The 17653-nt window shown below is 45.9% G+C and carries 14 protein-coding genes; 1 reads left to right on the plus strand and 13 read right to left on the minus strand.

Annotated features, from left to right (window positions below; all coding sequences use genetic code 11):
- Nucleotides 1-610: 610 nt before the first annotated feature.
- The 12 genes from AB1Z25_RS18630 to tviB form a co-directional block, all read right to left on the minus strand.
- Nucleotides 611-1759 carry a glycosyltransferase family 4 protein gene (locus tag AB1Z25_RS18630; protein WP_486635875.1) on the minus strand — a complete coding sequence of 383 codons (1149 nt, stop codon included), beginning with the start codon at nt 1757-1759 and terminating at the stop codon, nt 611-613.
- Nucleotides 1756-3696, minus strand: coding sequence for an asparagine synthase (glutamine-hydrolyzing) (asnB, locus tag AB1Z25_RS18635; protein ID WP_486635876.1), 1941 nt, complete (start codon nt 3694-3696; stop codon nt 1756-1758). Before asnB ends, AB1Z25_RS18630 begins: the two co-directional genes overlap by 4 nt.
- Before the next feature lie 248 nt (nt 3697-3944).
- Nucleotides 3945-5102 (minus strand): O-antigen polymerase, encoded by a 1158-nt coding sequence (locus AB1Z25_RS18640; protein WP_486635877.1) that lies wholly within the window; start codon nt 5100-5102, stop codon nt 3945-3947.
- Nucleotides 5099-6016, minus strand: a complete 918-nt coding sequence (locus tag AB1Z25_RS18645) for a glycosyltransferase (RefSeq protein ID WP_486635878.1) — start codon at nt 6014-6016, stop codon at nt 5099-5101. Before AB1Z25_RS18645 ends, AB1Z25_RS18640 begins: the two co-directional genes overlap by 4 nt.
- Entirely contained in the window at nt 6009-7259 is a 1251-nt protein-coding gene (locus AB1Z25_RS18650) for an MATE family efflux transporter (RefSeq protein WP_486635879.1), read from the minus strand. Before AB1Z25_RS18650 ends, AB1Z25_RS18645 begins: the two co-directional genes overlap by 8 nt.
- A 215-nt stretch (nt 7260-7474) precedes the next feature.
- Nucleotides 7475-8563 (minus strand): DegT/DnrJ/EryC1/StrS family aminotransferase, encoded by a 1089-nt coding sequence (locus tag AB1Z25_RS18655; protein ID WP_486635880.1) that lies wholly within the window; start codon nt 8561-8563, stop codon nt 7475-7477.
- A 1-nt stretch (nt 8564) separates the two neighbouring features.
- Nucleotides 8565-9497: a hypothetical protein gene (locus AB1Z25_RS18660; protein ID WP_486635881.1), complete on the minus strand. Its 933-nt coding sequence runs from the start codon at nt 9495-9497 to the stop codon at nt 8565-8567.
- Nucleotides 9498-9499: 2 nt separating this feature from the next.
- Complete coding sequence (locus tag AB1Z25_RS18665) at nt 9500-10429, minus strand: glycoside hydrolase family protein (protein ID WP_486635882.1); 930 nt, start codon at nt 10427-10429, stop codon at nt 9500-9502.
- A 9-nt stretch (nt 10430-10438) separates the two neighbouring features.
- Nucleotides 10439-11107, minus strand: coding sequence for an acetyltransferase (locus AB1Z25_RS18670; RefSeq protein WP_486635883.1), 669 nt, complete (start codon nt 11105-11107; stop codon nt 10439-10441).
- Entirely contained in the window at nt 11097-11510 is a 414-nt protein-coding gene (locus AB1Z25_RS18675; RefSeq protein ID WP_474454601.1) for a sugar 3,4-ketoisomerase, read from the minus strand. Before AB1Z25_RS18675 ends, AB1Z25_RS18670 begins: the two co-directional genes overlap by 11 nt.
- Before the next feature lie 242 nt (nt 11511-11752).
- The gene (locus AB1Z25_RS18680; protein ID WP_486635884.1) at nt 11753-12781 is read right to left on the minus strand and encodes an NAD-dependent epimerase/dehydratase family protein; all 1029 of its coding nucleotides are present in this window, start codon (nt 12779-12781) and stop codon (nt 11753-11755) included.
- 2 nt (nt 12782-12783) lie between these two features.
- A complete protein-coding gene (tviB, locus tag AB1Z25_RS18685) occupies nt 12784-14058 on the minus strand; it encodes a Vi polysaccharide biosynthesis UDP-N-acetylglucosamine C-6 dehydrogenase TviB (RefSeq protein WP_486635885.1) in 1275 nt (424 codons plus the stop codon).
- Between the two features lie 1528 nt (nt 14059-15586).
- Here tviB and AB1Z25_RS18690 point away from each other — a divergent pair.
- Entirely contained in the window at nt 15587-15889 is a 303-nt protein-coding gene (locus AB1Z25_RS18690; RefSeq protein WP_486635886.1) for an IS3 family transposase, read from the plus strand.
- 297 nt (nt 15890-16186) lie between these two features.
- Here AB1Z25_RS18690 and AB1Z25_RS18695 read toward each other — a convergent pair whose 3' ends face one another.
- Nucleotides 16187-17626: an FAD-dependent oxidoreductase gene (locus AB1Z25_RS18695; RefSeq protein ID WP_486635887.1), complete on the minus strand. Its 1440-nt coding sequence runs from the start codon at nt 17624-17626 to the stop codon at nt 16187-16189.
- Nucleotides 17627-17653 lie beyond the last annotated feature (27 nt).

Genomic DNA, 17653 nt, shown 5'->3' on the forward strand with positions numbered 1-17653 from the left:
GGGACTCCATCCCAAAAGTTCCCGCGCTTTTTGATCATTACCCAAAGACACTCCAACAAACATTGCGCAATATTCTTACGCCAGAGCATCGCAGCCCTACGCTGCAGGATTATCCCTGGAACATACATCAATCTTACCGGCCCCTCCATCGCTTGTCCAAACTGCAGCAACAATTCAGCGGTTGGCAAGCCCCCCCCTATCACAAACCAGAAATATCTGACTCAGCGCCCGAGCACGCTCGAAAAGGACAACCATAGAGAAGCAGATTCTCCATTGACCTTTATCGAACAGACGAACACAAAACGCTGTACTCCAAGAGCTGCCACCCGCCTGGCAGGACTCAGCGTGCTTCAAACGCTTACCTCACGGAAGGCCTCCAGCGGGATGCCCCACAGTACCCCTCATCACATCGAGCAGTAGTATGCACACTGACTCCACTCAATACTCGGCTCTAAACCAGCCCCGACGCTGCCAACAGGGCAATAGCGCAAATCCTCAGATCTATCCGGCTGTGGCTCTCACACGCATGAACGAGCAATCCGTTCTTGCCTTTCCAACATGTCGACCACACGTTCACCAAGAAAGCCATTGGCCCCGGTAACGGCAACAATCATTGCGCGCTCCTTACCGCCAATTGACTATATATCCGCATATGCTCCCTAACCACCGAGTGAATATCAAAGGCCTGTTCAGCTAAACGTCGTCCAGCAGCACCCATCTCTGCGCAAACAGATGGATGGTCTAAAAGGTACTTAATCGCTTTCGCAAGTGGCTCCACCTGCCTAGCAGGAACCAAGACACCTGTCACATCTGGCTCAATCGCATCACGGCAACCGGGTACGTCAGACGTAACAATAGCTCTTCCACAAGCAGCAGCCTCTATAAGCACCTTAGGCAGTCCCTCCCTATAGGATGGAAGAACAACTACTGTTGCCGAAGCCAAGACGTCAACCATATCGCTCCGCTTCCCCCAGACTTCGATAATGCCTTCCTCTCTCCAGAGTTCCAATGCCTCCGGTGTAATCGAGCTAGGGTTTTCAGGATCAGGCTCTCCAACCAAGACGCACCGTACACCATGCCTTGGCGCATACTCAGATCGTCGCAACAATCGAGCGGCCTCAACAAACTCTTGCACCCCTTTATCTTTCAACAACCTAGCTGCCAGGATAACAATTGGTGTACCGCCAGGCAGCTCTTTAACACAGTACTGCTCAAGATCCACACCAGAACCACGGATCAGCTCTATACTGTCCAAACCTAAGCCAGACATCTGACACACTTTAGTCTGATCGTCTGTGTTTTGAAAAATCACCTTTAAATTTTTATGTCCCAATGCGATTGCATACAGTCTACTAACAATCAGACGCCTAAGGGCTGCTTTAATACCTACATCCAAAAAAACAAAACCCATCCCCGAAATCGCCGCAACTACGGCGGGCACTTTCGCCATACGAGCAGCTAAGCCCCCCAAAAGCACCGGTTTAATCGTAACCAAATGAACCAAATCTGGTTTCACCGCCTTCATTACACGATAAATTTGAAGAACCGAATGCACTATCCCTGTGATATGAGTGCTACCTCTTTGCATATCTAGAGGATGAATAATAAAGCCATAACTCTCAAGCGTTTCTAATTTATCAGTCAGTCCAACGGCCACATGAACTTCATAATTTTGCTTTTGAGCCTCCAAAGCAATTGGCAGCCTATGCGAGAGAAAAAACCAATCTGCATTCACCACTAGGAGCAGCTTTTTTTTCATGAATGGTTTGACTCCAGCCACGATTGAAAAATCAAAACACTCCATAGGTGATGCTGCCAATTCCTTGCCCCAGAAAGATGCTCCCCCCATTTTGCTCTAATGGAATTGCTATGAAAAAATCCACCCTCCCTCAGCTTTCTTTCAGACAATAGCTCCTCCGCCCATTCTCTCAATGGACCACGCAACCATTCTCCCAGAGGTACGCCAAATCCCATCTTCGGCCGCTCAATCAGATCTCTCGGAACATGCCGATACAGTATTTGACGAAGAGGCCATTTAGTAACTCCATTACAAAGCTTGTATTGCAAAGGTAAAGTCCATGCAAACTCAACAACGCGGTGATCTAGAAAAGGAACTCTTGTCTCCAAGCTAACCGCCATGGCAGCGCGATCAACTTTAGCCAGGATGTCATCAGGCAAATAGCCCAACAAATCAAACAACATCATCAACTCTACAGGCCCAAGGCTTCCAAATTTTTGCTCTAAATGTGAATTCAAGCCATAATATTCTGCCCCACCAATCACAACAGAACTAGGATCCGTCCAATGAGATGCCAAACCTTGATATAACTCACCAGCAGTCCGGCTCGTCATCACTGCCGCACCTTTATAAATCTTGTCACCAATATGCGCATGCGGCATAAATCCAGCAAATCGCTCCCATGTTTTTGGCGAAATTTTTGTAATCATCTGAGCCAGAGACGTCCTCCAACTTAAAGGGACCTTTTTGAGCTTATTCCACCCTTGCGAAGTAATCTGATAGCGATTATAACCGCAAAATAGTTCATCCCCAGCATCACCGGAAAGCGAAACAGTCACATGCTCACGAGCTAATTCACTGACGAGGAAAGTCGGAATCTGAGATGAATCCGCAAAAGGTTCACTATAAAGTTTTGACAACTTTGGGATTACCGTCATCGCCTGTTCAGGGGTGACATATAGTTCAGTATGGTCAGTCCCAAGGTGTTTTGCTACAGCCTTTGCAAATTCAGCTTCGTTATACTTTTTCTCAACAAAACCAATAGAAAAAGTTTTCACTGCGCGCGATGATTGAGCTTGCATCAATGAAACTATTACAGATGAATCAACCCCACCAGAGAGGAAAGCACCCAAAGGCACATCAGCCACCATCTGCTGTTTTACCGCATCACACAATAGTCCATTTAATTCTTCAACTGCTTCTTCTGCACTACCACGAAATGGATTATTCAAGCCTTGCAAAACGACTTCTTGTGCAGACCAGTATGATTTCACTACTGGCGTAGGCTCTCGAAGAGAAAGGCTCAACAAACATCCAGGGGCAAGCTTAAAAATATTCTGATAAATGGAATGAGTACCACCGACACAATTGTGGCGAAGGTATGAGCAAAGCGCATTCCTATCAATTTCACCTGAAAAAGAAGGATGAGCGCGTAGCGCCCCCAACTCAGAACCGAAAAGAAACGTTGGCTTAGTCATGCCTTGCCAACCATAGTAGAGAGGTTTCTCCCCCAAACGGTCACGTGCTAGCGTCAGCTCTTGACGCTCACGATCCCATATTGCCAGCGCGAACATTCCAACTGTGCGTTGTAAAGTAGCCTCAATACCCCAAACTTCAAAACCCGTCACAATGGTTTCAGAGTCCGAATGTCCACGCCATTGGCCAACTAAACCGCTACTCTCTAATTCAGCCCGAATTGCTGTATGGTTATAAATTTCGCCATTATAAACCATGACAAAGCGTCCACTCGGGGACATCATTGGCTGCGCTCCAGCCGCCGACAAATCGATGACCGAAAGTCTCCGATGTCCAAGCGCAACATTACTTTCACGGCTCACCCATTCGCCCCCCTCATCTGGGCCACGGTGTAATATCGCATCCGTCATGGACTTCAGCCAACTCTTCGTCTCCTCTGAACTAGAGGCACTCGACATTAAAAAACCAGCAATACCGCACATGAGTCTACTTTCGGAAAATAATCAAATTGTAATGATTCGAAATGTATCGACTCATTCAATCATAAAGTCTTAAACCATCATAGCAGGCTGTTGAAAAAAATTTCAAAATAGAAACCTCTGAGCAAACACCATTCATGTCGATTTTTTACCAAAAATTCAATTTATTCCTACTTAATTTTGCAACACCTACGGATTAAGCAATTTTCATCATCAATAATAATTTTCAACGACCTATCAAACATTATTGCCTACTTTATCAACGATGGCATTTGTGATCGAGGAAATTGGACTTCATCACCCTCATCTTCACAACGCGAAAAGAAAAAAGGTGACAGAATAATCGACATCCAAATAACGCCTGACGTTGTGTAATAGTCATAAAAAACCGACAAAGTCAACACAGTCATATTAATGGCAGACCATACACGAAATAATCCTTGCCCAGGCACACAAACCTTTTGCAATGCACCCGACAACAAGCCAATAAGAAACATCATCACAAACAAACCGAACACACCATAGTCCACATAATAAACGCCAAACATCGTATAGACATTAGTTGGCAAAGGCGTAAAAACATTTGGAAGACTTATTGGTGGTATAAAATTAATAAAATTTGCCAAAATAGAATGGATAGGCGAAAAAGAAAGCAGATAGCCATCTAACGTACTTTGCCCCCCTAATATTGCATCGAATGCATGAAGGGGAGCCGCCGCGTATACAACGAAACCAAGCTCACTATTTGACTTCCCCACTACAATACCAATCAGCTCAAACCCAAAAAAGAGAATAGATACAACCACACCAATACGAATAATCGCAGAAAAATTGATTCGCTGAGGAAGTATCCAAAAATAAAAAGCGCTCAGTGCCGACACGAAAAGCACAGAACGTGCTGAAGAAAGATAAATATTAAAAAGAACAGCAACAATAATTAAAACAACATTAAAAGCATTAAATTTATTTCGATACGCAATCAAATATGAAGGCATCATGAAGAGAAAGAAATTTCCTAGAGACAAGCCCTTGATAATATTCTCTCCATCTTCCATGGTCATAGAAATCCGGTATTGCATTACCGTATCGGGCAAGAAAAAACTAGGCCCAAACATAAGAAACCGATCAAGCAGACCTAATAGAAAAAATAGCCAGAACATTGCCTGGAACACCCGGTGCCCACGTTGACTAGACAGCTTTAATTTAGTGAACATCCGAAGCAAACGGCCGCCACCAACTTTCAAGAAAAGCCACGCCCCTGGCCAGTATCCAAGGATGAAGAAAATCAGGGAAACTGACATTACTAGCCAATAAAGATCACTGAATGGATAAAAAAAATCAGCCCTCCATGATAAAACGTGAACGATAAGGAGAACTCCAAAAAGCACATGCCAAGCACGCAATTTCATGGTTTTTTTCGACCTAGCGTAACAACGGAAATTATAACAGCGCCGATGGCAGCAACTGTAGGCCAGACTTTGATACTGGCAAACAATGCTCGGGTATAATTTTTGTTTCCGTTCAGGCGCCTTAAGAGCCGCAAATGGATTGCATAACTCCGTAGTGCATCAAAAATATATTCAGGATGATTTACAGCAACCCAGTTAGAAGTATTAAGTGCATCTAGTATTGCTTGGCGATTTAGGGACGATACAGCAGAAGTGGTATTCGCACCGTGCCTACGATACTTTGCCAATACCTTGTTTATATATCCTATCCGACCACCATTAATCGTCGTAGAAATCCAAAGCAGCCAATCCGATGCCACGGGGAATACCTCGTTATAACCCCCTGGTGGTAGCGCTGCGCGCCGAACCATAACGGCATTACCACCCACAAAGCACCCATGAACGATAAGTTCTCGTACAGTTCCTTCGCGCGGTGGATTCTTTAACCCATTGTAGTAACCAAGTACTTTACCTGTTGTAGACTCGAATATCTCCAGATTGTGATAGCACAACACACAGTCTGGATTTTGGTAAAAATATTCGACTTGCGCATTGATTTTACCCGGAAGCATGACATCGTCCCCCGCGTGAAACGCAACAAACTCCCCCTTGCACAATGACAAAGCAATATTGGCATTCTTAGTGATGCCAACATTTTTATCATTTAGGTTAATTGTAAAAATCTCTGGATTCTTAGCGCAATACTCACTAATAATACTTTGCGTGCCATCACTAGATGCATCATCCGATACAACAATCTGTAAATTTTTATACCCTTGGGCAAGAACAGAATCCAATGATTCCCTGATAAATTCAGCTGCATTGTACGTTAATATCAAAACGCTAACTACTGATGGAAGTGAAGCATTATACATGCTGTGTTCGCCTCAAATGCCTAATAAATAACCCATTAATCACAACAGACAAAATCTGCCCAATTATAAACGTAACTGCAGTACCTTTTACGCCATAGTGCATTGTCATTGCATAACTCAAGGGAAGCATCAGCGTACCGGTCACGATAGTGAGCATCGAGGTTGCAGAGAAATAGCCGAATCCAATCCAAAATGGGGCCATAACTAGACTGAGGAACAATCCAGGAACTCCAACAACTAACAACATATACAACACGCTTACATTGACATATTGTTTATTAAAAAGATAGTGAGCTGCGCCCCATACTAGTCCAACAGAAAATACCGCAAGCACGCAATGTAAAGCAATTGTCTTATATAAAAGCCCTTGGAATCGCAACCATGCATTTTTCGCCCCTAATTGAGAAACAAGCTTGTATCCAAACTGAGCAATGGCAAAAGGGAGAATTGAAAGCGCAGATAACAGCTGCATAGCAATTTGATATTCAGATGCTGACTTAGCGCCAGCAAGTTTGAAAGCAATTAATATATCGACCCCACCGAAAATAATAGTTCCAATAATACTCGGATGAAGCCGAATCGACTTCCTTAGCATTCCAAAAAATGTCTTCCACTTAACCACCAAGAGAGTCGCCCGCTGACGAAACTCCAAAATGATGCCTATAGAATAACCAAGAACTATGACCAATTGACCACCTAGCAGTGATGCCAGTACTTCGTAAGCATTTAAGTGCCCCCTCACAAGCCCGAGGATTAACACACAACTCCATGCTAAAGTCTTGCCTACGACAATTGCGGCATTCCCTGCATTCAGTCGACCAAGTGCTGTAAGAAATGCATAAAAATAAACTTCAAGCACAAAAATCGGAAGACCAATAGCAAGCAGTAACAGAAATGGGCTGACATAAGTTCTTCGGAATTCCTCCGAAATAGAGCCATAAATATATAGCCCTACCACCGCAATCGCAGGAAATAATATGCAACCTATCAATAGGTTAGCACCAATCTCACCTACAGAACTATAACGTTTCTCACTGATATGGTGAATGGCGACCTGCCCAAAACTTAGCGAGCATATGATAGTAACCGTTTTCAACAACGCAAAACCCGCTATATAGACGCCACGGTCGCTTGGCGTCATCCAAGTAGTCGTAATGAGCAGCAGAAGCAGCTCTGACCCGAGAACGTATCCGCGAGAGAATCCAGACCCAAAAATTGCATTGAGGGCGTCTTTGTTACTCAAAACTTCTCCTTATTCATCACTTCTGTATACCTAGCGCTTCTCGCCCCATCTAATCACCATGCCCGGCGTAAGTAAATTTATTCAATACGCCACGACAAAAAAATTGACAAACAACACTACAATTTTTATATAAAATGGCAATGTAGAGATGCCGCTCAAAACTGAATACAATATTGAAAGCATCAGTATCATCGACATCTCTAGATATAACTAAACTACAGACTCTTTGCTACGCTTTCGACTACCTTCTGAACATCAGTACAGCTAAGCGTTGGGCCCATTGGGAGACTCAATACCTCTTCATGAATCATCTCGGAAATAGGGAAGTCGCCTTTAGAATAACCATGACTGGCATAAGCGCCTTGTAAGTGCGGAGGCACGGGATAATGAATTAATGCCGTAACACCTTGATCTTTCAGTCGCTGAAGTAACCGATCTCTCTGCTTTGCGCGAATGACATATAAATGCCAGACAGGCATCGCTTCGCTAATGACATGAGGCACAATCACATCACAAAGTTGTGTCGAATAGACAGCAGCAAATTGCCGGCGAATTTCGGTTTGGGCATCAAGATGATGAAGCTTAACTCTTAAAAATGCTGCCTGCAGTTCATCAAGCCTAGCATTATAGCCTTGTACATCATGTCTATATTTAATCTGCGAGCCATAATTGCTCAGCTGGCGAACCTTGGCAATAAGGTTTATATCATTTGAAGTTACTGCCCCACCATCACCCAATGCTCCCAAATTCTTGCCTGGATAAAAGCTAAACGCGGCCGCATCGCCCAATCCACCTGACTTGCGCCCCTTATAAGTGGCACCATGTGCCTGTGCTGCATCTTCGATGATCCGCAATCCATACTTCTTACCTATGGCAATAATTGGATCCATGTCAGCCGTCTGACCATATAAATGGACGGCTATAATAGCCTTTGTACGCTTATTTATCGCAGCTTCGATTCGTGCCGGATCAATGTTATAGGTATCAATTAACGGCTCAACTGGAATAGGTGTCGCACCACAATAGGTTACTGCTAACCAAGTCGCAATGAAGGTGTTCGACGGCACTATGACCTCATCACCTGGACCAATATCATATGCTTTCAAAATCAGATGTAGAGCATCCAGACCGTTACTAACACCAACGGCGCCAGATGTTCCACAGTAAGATGCAAACTCTTCTTCGAATTTCGCTACCTCCTGACCATGCACAAACCAACCACTATGCAAGACTCGATCGAATGCATTCTTTAGCTCATTCTCAATCGAAAGGTTTATTTTTTTGATGTCAAGAAATTGAATCATTTTACAAATCCCATTCGTAAAAATCGTGGACCATACCGCGGCCACCAAACCCTTCCTTTTGTCGAATCAAACCTTCATTCAGAAACAGGCCTTGTTGCTCAGTCGAAATACCAAAGCTCAAGTATTGCTTATGCGGAAATGTCTCTTCAATTAGTTTAATCAACAAATAGTCAAGAGCCCCCAGAATGCGACCCTCATCTGAAGAAGCCATATATTGCGTATGCACAACTTGGCCAAAATCAAATACAAGAGAAGCGGCAAGCAGTTGGCCCTCAAGAAGAACGCCAAACAGCCGAATATTATTGGGAAACCGTGACTTAAGTAGAGACAACTCTTCCACCGAATGAACCGGCACACTTCCAAACTTGACAAGTACGGAAGTCAACAGTGCGTGAAACCCTTCTACATCACCAATTTCTTCAAAACATGCACCTGCCTTAGGCGCCTTACGAGCCGTATTCTTTCGCGAGTCACTGAACTTGGGTCTGTTTGTTAACTCTATGACTGAAGACAAATCCCTACGGTTAAGCCGAGCACCAACGCGAAAGAGGCCGTAAAGATCTTCATCGGCCGGGTAGGTATGAAATACACGTGGCACTGGCTTATAAATAATCCTCTTAAATCCCGCGGATTTATAATGTTCTGCAAGTAATCGAAATACATCCAGAACAGTCTTCGCATGTACCTCTACACCATAAATGAGCCCACCATAGGTTAATCCACCATGGCTTATCACAGTATCATCATGCATGGTGCAAGGAAAAACTGCAATAGGATTACTTTTTTCATAGAGCAGCACTGACCTATCAAAGAATCGGTCCGCGTGGTAATCCATATAATCGCGTAGATGAAGAAATGTGCCATTCTTGGACTGCCGGACAACTCCATCCCAGGCATCTTTTAAATCTGGCTTGTAACTAAAAATTGCATTCATGATTAGGCAAGAATTACATCATTACTAACGGCCGCACCAAAGCCATCTATACCCATCTTATTTCCGTTATAAATCATCAAGGTTTGCTCCGCCGTCTTAATCAATGCAGGGTAGCATAGCGTTTCTGAGTCCCAACCCGATGCCGATGTAGCAATTCCAAGGGATGAGTCATCACGTTCCCACTGGATACCATCTTTTGATCGAAACAAGCTTGGTTCGTAGGCCCCAGATATAGTTCCTTTAGTCGCATACATAATGTATGAACCATCCACAACTCGATAGACCTTGGGTCGCCCGATACGGTATTCAGGCAAGACCGCATCAACACATGTCACTGCGGAGCGAGGAATATTCAGTAAATCCTCTGTTTCCGTATAACAGATATGATACTGGGGATAAGGAGCACCATTGATAATCTGCCAACCATCTCCACGTGCAAACCAGAGTCGCCAGACACCATTTTCATAGAGCGCCGTATGAATCGCTCCGATAGTGCTTTGAAAACGGCCACGCCCAAGAATTGGTGATTCGCTAATTCTTTGGAATGTATCACCGCCATCTTCAGAGAGTGCAACTCCAGAAAAGGCGAGAAATTTCGCTTTCTTTACGAGTTGGAATCCAACGTAAAAAAGATAGATGCCGGTAGGAGTTCGCACAACATCGCCCATAATAACGCCATTGTCATCAAAGCAACCATCTCGACCAATGTCAAGCACTGGTTTCTCGGAAACACCGAGAATTTTCGTAGGCTCATCCGATGCTAAATCAACGTAACCAATACGACTCACACCTTCGCTGTCGCGAAATCCAGCAAATACGCGAATCGTTTTGTCATTGAGCCTGAAGGGCTGCGGGGTCAACGCTGAATTACACAGCCACTGCTGATTAGCATATTCCGCCACATCAAATACAAGTCCGAGTTTATTCCACATACCCCCCCCTTAAATACCTGCATCAAAGCTAGATTTACCAGGCACAGGACGCGCTGGACCTCCTATGTAAATGCGCTCTGGCTCGGTATCTTTAGTAATATGTGCTGCCGCTCCAATCAAACAGTTTTCTGCAACTTTCACATTATCGTTAAATGTTGCATTAACGCCAATAAATGCACCACAACCGATCTCGCAATAACCTGAAATCACTGCATGTGACGCAACAAAGCAGTTGTCATGAATAACGGTGCGGTGGCCGACATGGTTACCGCTCCAAAGAATGCAATTATTGCCTATAGTGACGAATGGCTGAAGGGTATTCATTTCAAAGATGAACGAATTTTCACCAATAGATACGTTGCGCCAAACAAATGCTCGACTACTTACATATGTTGCGAATGCATACCCCATCGATTTCAAGTCTTGATAGAAGCGCGTGCGGGTGCGATTCATATCTGAGGCCGGTATGCCCGTAAATGCTAGATATTCATTTGCAGGCAAACGCTCTTGAACTTCTTCATATGGAATAACTGGCAAATCATACAATGTTGTGGCTTTGATATACTCTTTATTCACGCAAAATGCGACAACTTCGAAATCGCTATCATATGTGAAGTATTCATAAGCTATTTGCGCAAATTCACCAGTACCAACAATAAATATCTTCTTAGTTTGCATGAGATTCACCATTTGCAATTTCAAGAAATTCTTTGTAATCCCGAATGTAATCTGATTCATTGTAATGCTCATTGGCCAGAACCATCAAAACACAGTCGGGAGAGAAATCATACATCTCCCGCCATGTCATTGATTCGACCAACAATCCCTGAGCAGGATTGTCCAAAAATAATTCTACACGCTCTTTTCCATCATCAAGCAAAAAGCGGCATTGCCCACGCACTGCTATGACCATTTGACGAAGATTACGATGAGCATGTAACCCACGCCTAATTCCCTCTTTGGTGCTAAAGAGATAATAGACCCGTTTGATTTCGAAAGGCACATTGCGCTGATCCTCCAGTGAGATCAATGCACCACGATCATCTCCATGTGTTTGCAACTGAACCAGCTCAATCTCCATCCCTACTTCCTCTATAAAAATTTGAAATAAAATTCATCTAGGCAATTTTCGTTTTTTTCAGAGAAGAACCAATCTTCACTGTCAAAAAATCATAAAATCATCACCCAATATTTTAAAAACTATTTGCCACCAAGCAGGTGACGTCAACAACAAAAATTTCATTTAAATCAGATAATTTCCTGTAAAGCACAGGAAAATTTCAAGCTGTAGATAAGATGGCATCAAACACCCAAACCCCTGGTTTATTTTTGATGATCCACATACCACTCCATTGCCTCTACCAACCCTTCAAAAACCTTATAATGCGGCTTATATCCAAGCAAAGTTTCCGCCCTACTGATATCAGCGAGAGAATGACGCACATCACCCATCCGAAAATTTCGGTATAGTGGATGCGCTTCTTTTAAGTGTGGAAATCTAACAGAAAGATTATCTCTTAAATAAGAGTAAAGATCATTCAAACTTGTTCGATCGCCGACAGCAACATTGTAAATCTTATTGGTAGATTCTTCAGCCGTTGCTGTGGCGGCTAGCAAGTTAGCTTGGATCGCGTTCTCAACGTAGCAGAAATCGCGACTAGTTTCTCCATCTCCATTGATACAAACAGATTCATTCTTAATCATCGCAGAAATCCACTTGGGGATCACCGCTGCATAGGCCCCTTCTGGATCCTGCCGCCGACCAAAAATATTAAAATAGCGTAGCCCTATAGACTTGAAGCCATAGACTCTGGCAAAGACTTCTGCATAGAGCTCATTAACCAGTTTGGTTACCGCATATGGTGACAGCGGCTTTCCAATTTTACCCTCAACCTTTGGAAGGTCTGGGTGATCTCCGTAAGTCGAACTGCTCGCAGCATAAACAAAGTGTGTTACCTCGGCATCCCGTGCAGCCACCAGCATATTTAGGAAACCATCAATATTACTTTGGTTCGTGGCTATGGGGTCTTCAATGCTACGGGGAACGGAACCAAGGGCCGCCTGATGAAGAACGTAGTCCACGCCTTTGCATGCCTGATAACATACATTTACATCGCGAATATCTCCATTTATAAAATGGAAATCTGCCCATTGCGATTCAGAGACTAAAGTCTTGACCTCGTCTAGATTACGCTGATGTCCAGTACTAAAATTATCTAGGCCGATTACACGTTGATTCAGCTTCAGTAAGGTTTCTAGCAGATTGCTACCAATAAAACCAGCCACCCCTGTAACCAACCAGACCTTCGGTTCAATTTTGAGCTGCAGTTTTATAGATTCGTATACGCTCATAATCACAGCCTCAAATCAGATTGCTGCGGCGGCAGGATATATTTCAAGTCGTACACTACTACATTAGACTTACCCAGCCCACGAATAGTGTCAGCGCCCATTTTTTTAAACTCTTCGTGCGCGACAGCCAATACGATTGCATCATACCCAACAGAGTCGGGCTGGCTGATCGGTGTAAGTCCGTATTCATGCTCAGCCTCTTCAGTTGCCACCCAAGGATCGTATATATCTACTTCACAATTGTAGTCTTTCAATTCTGTAACTATATCGATCACTCGAGTATTGCGCAGGTCTGGGCAATTTTCTTTGAAGGCAAGCCCCATCACCAACACTTTGGCCCCATCAACCTGAATACGCTTTTTAGTCATAGCTTTGACAAGCTGCCCGACCACATACCGCCCCATACCGTCATTCAAGCGACGTCCCGCCAATATAACTTCTGGATGATAACCTATGGCTTGAGCCTTATGCGTCAGATAGTATGGATCGACACCAATGCAATGTCCACCGACCAAGCCAGGCCGGAAAGGCAAGAAATTCCATTTACTGCCAGCGGCCTGCAAAACTGCTTCGGTATCTATTCCCATTTTATTGAAGATAAGTGCTAACTCATTTATCAGAGCAATATTCAGATCACGCTGAGTATTTTCAATAACCTTTGCTGCTTCTGCAACCTTGATGCTTTCAGCCTTGTGAGTACCAGCGGTGATAATTTCGTTGTAGAGAGCATCCACCAAATCCGCAATTTTCGGAGTTGAACCGGCAGTCACTTTCTTAATTGTAGTTACACGATGTTCCTTATCGCCTGGATTGATACGCTCTGGACTATAGCCACAGTAGAAATCTTCATTGAACTTAAGCCCAGATAACTTTTCCAGCACAGGCACACAGTCTTCCTCCGTACAACCGGGGTAAACTGTTGACTCATAGATGACAACATCACCTTTTTTGAGCACCTTACCTACAGTCTCGCTAGCCTTAATCAAAGGTGTCAAATCAGGACGTTTATGTTCATCAATTGGCGTGGGAACCGTTACGATGTAGCAATTACAATCACGGATGTCATTGAGATCGGTGGTAAAGGATAAGTATTTTGCAGCCTGGAGCTCTTCCTGAGTAGTCTCCAAAGTGAAATCGTTACCAGACCGAAGTTCAACAATACGACGTTGATTTATGTCGAAACCGACGACTACTCGCTCACGGCCAAACTCAACAGCCAAAGGCAAGCCAACATAGCCGAGACCAACAATAGCGAGTTTAAGTTCAGATAACTTCATCAACCACCCCAAAACCACTTAATTTGGTAAAATTTAAAAAATATCAACACCGGAACGCTTATTAAGTATACCGTGTATTTAAGATCGAATTTTAAGCGGGATTACGCATAAATTAGTGAAAATACCTCATATTCCGTGCCAGTTGTGACGTACACCCCCTAGCAGTTTGGAATTGCAACGGAGCCACTCGTAAAAATAAGCCGACCCAACTTCAACTACACAAAGCTAGCCCTCACTCTAGAAAACCTCTTGATAGAACCAAGACATTCAGAAATAGTGCAAAGAGCCCAAATCGCTTGACATGCTCGAGGCCAAACCAAAGTCAACCCTCATTAAAATGCCTTTGTCATTTAAAATTATTTCAACCAGCCATCTTGAGTTCTTATTTTCCGACTTTTCCTTTTTCCCCGCAATCAGCCGCCTCCATGCGAACGGTGCCCCCTAACGAGCCATGACTTTCCTTAATCATCAAGCCGGCACTTTGCCATCAAAGAATTACAACGACACCATGCAAACTTAGATGCCCTGACAGTCTGCTATCAACAAAACAATGTCAAGCCATTGATTTTCACTAAAAAGCACTCTTCTAGCTGAACACCATAAGTGTCTACAATTTACCCTTCAATGGAGGTCATTTGCCATCAGGGTCGACCTCGCTACGGCATTTGTTGCTACATGTCGTTATTACTATCGAGCCTGTCCTCCGCGTCCGAGTTAGCCTTATACCATCTTCTGGAGCGCCCAAGTCAAGTCGAGGGTCACCCTTGTATATCGCTGGCAGCAGACATGACGACCATATGCAAAAGCACCCAAATTCAAGCTCGTCGCCCCGCACTTCCCGTCGTCATGCGAAACCACGCCATCTGCCAAACAGTCAGTGAGCCATACCACTATTTAGATCAGTCGGTCTGTCCTGCCGACGCCAAACATGCCATTCAGCATGAAAGCAGGCAAGCCATAGCCTATGGCACCTCAGGATTAAGGTGTTCACATCTAACTGATGCACGCCCGTCCAAACGCCGCTGTCAATGCTACGCGTTGGCTGACCCGTTAGGCAAGTGACCTATCCCACGCTCCGTGGGCACTAAACTTATGGTGGATATAACCACCTAGGTTCATGACCAAGACCAGACACCTCTTTCCAGAACCCCTCAAATGTGATGCTGTTGAGCAGGTCTTCGCGGCCCCCAGTACGGCATGTCGCTCAAGCTTTCGACATGACCAGAGTTGCTGCCTGGCAAGTGGAAACGCCAGACAAAGAGACCAAACCGAACGCGTTTTCGGAACGTGGCCAATAAATCAGCGAAGCTGCCGAGCGGAAACGACTCCGCGATATACCCACTCGCATCACTATGCGATGCATGATGCCCGAAACAGGTGCCCGCCCTGAGTCTCACTTCACATGGAGTGAGATTCTGGGAAGTTCACTCCCTATCGGACCGCTACCCGTCGACACCTACCTGTCAACTTCGTACATCTCACAATGCTTAACTATGCATGACCACACCTAGTGCCTTCGACGCGATGGATGGCAAATCGACAGGTATTCCATAATGTCCAACCATTCCATACAGGGATCAAAGGCACCGTTGTCGATCGACGAGTTCATGTCGAACTGCTGGCGCAGAACTTTAGCTGTGGCCATCAACGTGTAGCGGGCTTGATGCGGCAAAGCGAGATCACGGTCAGAACTCGTAAACGTTGGAGCACCATCAATGGCAAACGGTATCTCCGTCCGTGGCTACCAATCTGTTGCAACGACAATTCGCCGCAGCAGTGCATGCGGTTCTTGACGATGTCGTTTCATATCGCAAGCCTTCCGGAGCAGTGACTCTGCATTCGGATCCTAGCAGTAAATACTGTACCTTTGACCACTAAGCATTGCTGAAACGGCATGGGATGGTGCTGATTCACTCGCGCGCAGGGAACTGCAGGGATAATGCCGCGATGGAAAGCTTCTTCCGTTCGCGAAACACGGGACGTGCCATCTAACCCGATAGCAAAGCTACGAGGAGGCGAACACGGGCATGTTTAACTACATCCGCAGTTACCATCACCAACGACGTCATTCGACACTTGGGCATTTGACCCCGCTTGAATGCGCACAACGTCGTTTAGCGCACAGTGCTTAACCCGCTGTCTTCGGGACGTGAGACGGATTATCAAAGTAAGCCAACATCCCCTCCGCAGCCTCCCTCCCCTCAAATACCGCTCTAACCACTAGGTCCGCGCCGCGGACCATGTCTCCGCCGGCGAATACTTGGGGGTTACTGGTCTGATATTTGTGCACGCCATGCACGGGGACGAGGGTGCGGCCGTTTGCGGCGACGGCGATGCCTTGTTTGTCTGACCATGAAGCCGCTTCAACCTGGAAGCCGAAGGCGATGATGACATGGTCGCATTCTACGATTTCTTCGCTGCCTGGTACAATCTCGGCATTGCGGCGGCCTTTGGCGTCGGGTTCACCCAGACGGGTTTCGGCCAGCCTCACAGTCAGGGTACCGTTTATCATCGGCTCTATAGAGAGGGGCTGGCAGTTCCACTGGAATTCGACGCCTTCTTCGCGCGCGTTGGCGACCTCACGCTTGGAGCCCGGCATATTCGCCTCATCTCGACGGTAGGCGCAGATCACGCTCTTGGCACCTTGACGTATCGCGGTGCGATTGCAGTCCATCGCGGTATCTCCTCCGCCCAATACCACAACGCGCTTGCCATGCATCGTGACCGGCGGTTCGCTTTCCGGCAGCGTACCCAGCCCCTGACGCACATTGTTGATTAAATAAGGCAGGGCTTCCAACACTCCGGGCAAATCCTCTCCAGGAAAGCCGCCCTTCATATACTTGTACGCGCCCATGCCCATGAAGATGGCGTCGTATTGTTCCAGCAACTCTTCTATCGGGACATCCTTGCCGATCTCGGTGTTGAGCACAAACTCCACCCCCATGCCCTCCATGATCTCGCGGCGGCGCTTGATCACGGATTTTTCCAGCTTGAACTCCGGAATGCCAAAGGTCAGCAGGCCGCCGATTTCCTCGTAGCGGTCAAACACCACCGCCTTGACGCCATTGCGCACCAATACGTCGGCACAGGCCAGGCCGGCCGGGCCGGCGCCGATTACTGCAACTTTCTTGTCCGTCCACACCACCTTGGACATATCCGGCCGCCAGCCGGCTTTGAAGGCCTCGTCGGTAATGTATTTCTCGATGCTGCCGATGGAAACCGCGCCGAAGCCGCCCTGGTTCAGGGTGCACGCGCCTTCGCACAGACGGTCCTGCGGGCAGACCCGGCCGCAGATTTCCGGCAGGCTATTGGTTTTGTGCGACATTTCCGCCGCCTCGAACAGACGCCCCTCTTCCACCAACTTCAGCCAGTTGGGGATGTAGTTGTGCACCGGGCACTCCCATTCGCAGTACGGGTTGCCACAGGACAAGCAGCGGCCGGCCTGGTCGGCCGCGTCCACGCTGTGCAACGGCTGATAGATTTCTTTGAATTCGATCTTGCGCACCGAGGCGTCCACCTTGTCGCCGGGGTTGCGCGAAAGCTTCATGAATTGGAAAACATCGCTCATGGTTGTTTCCTGTCTTGCTGGGCCCGT

It is taken from the genome of Chromobacterium sp. HL1 (assembly GCF_057418835.1).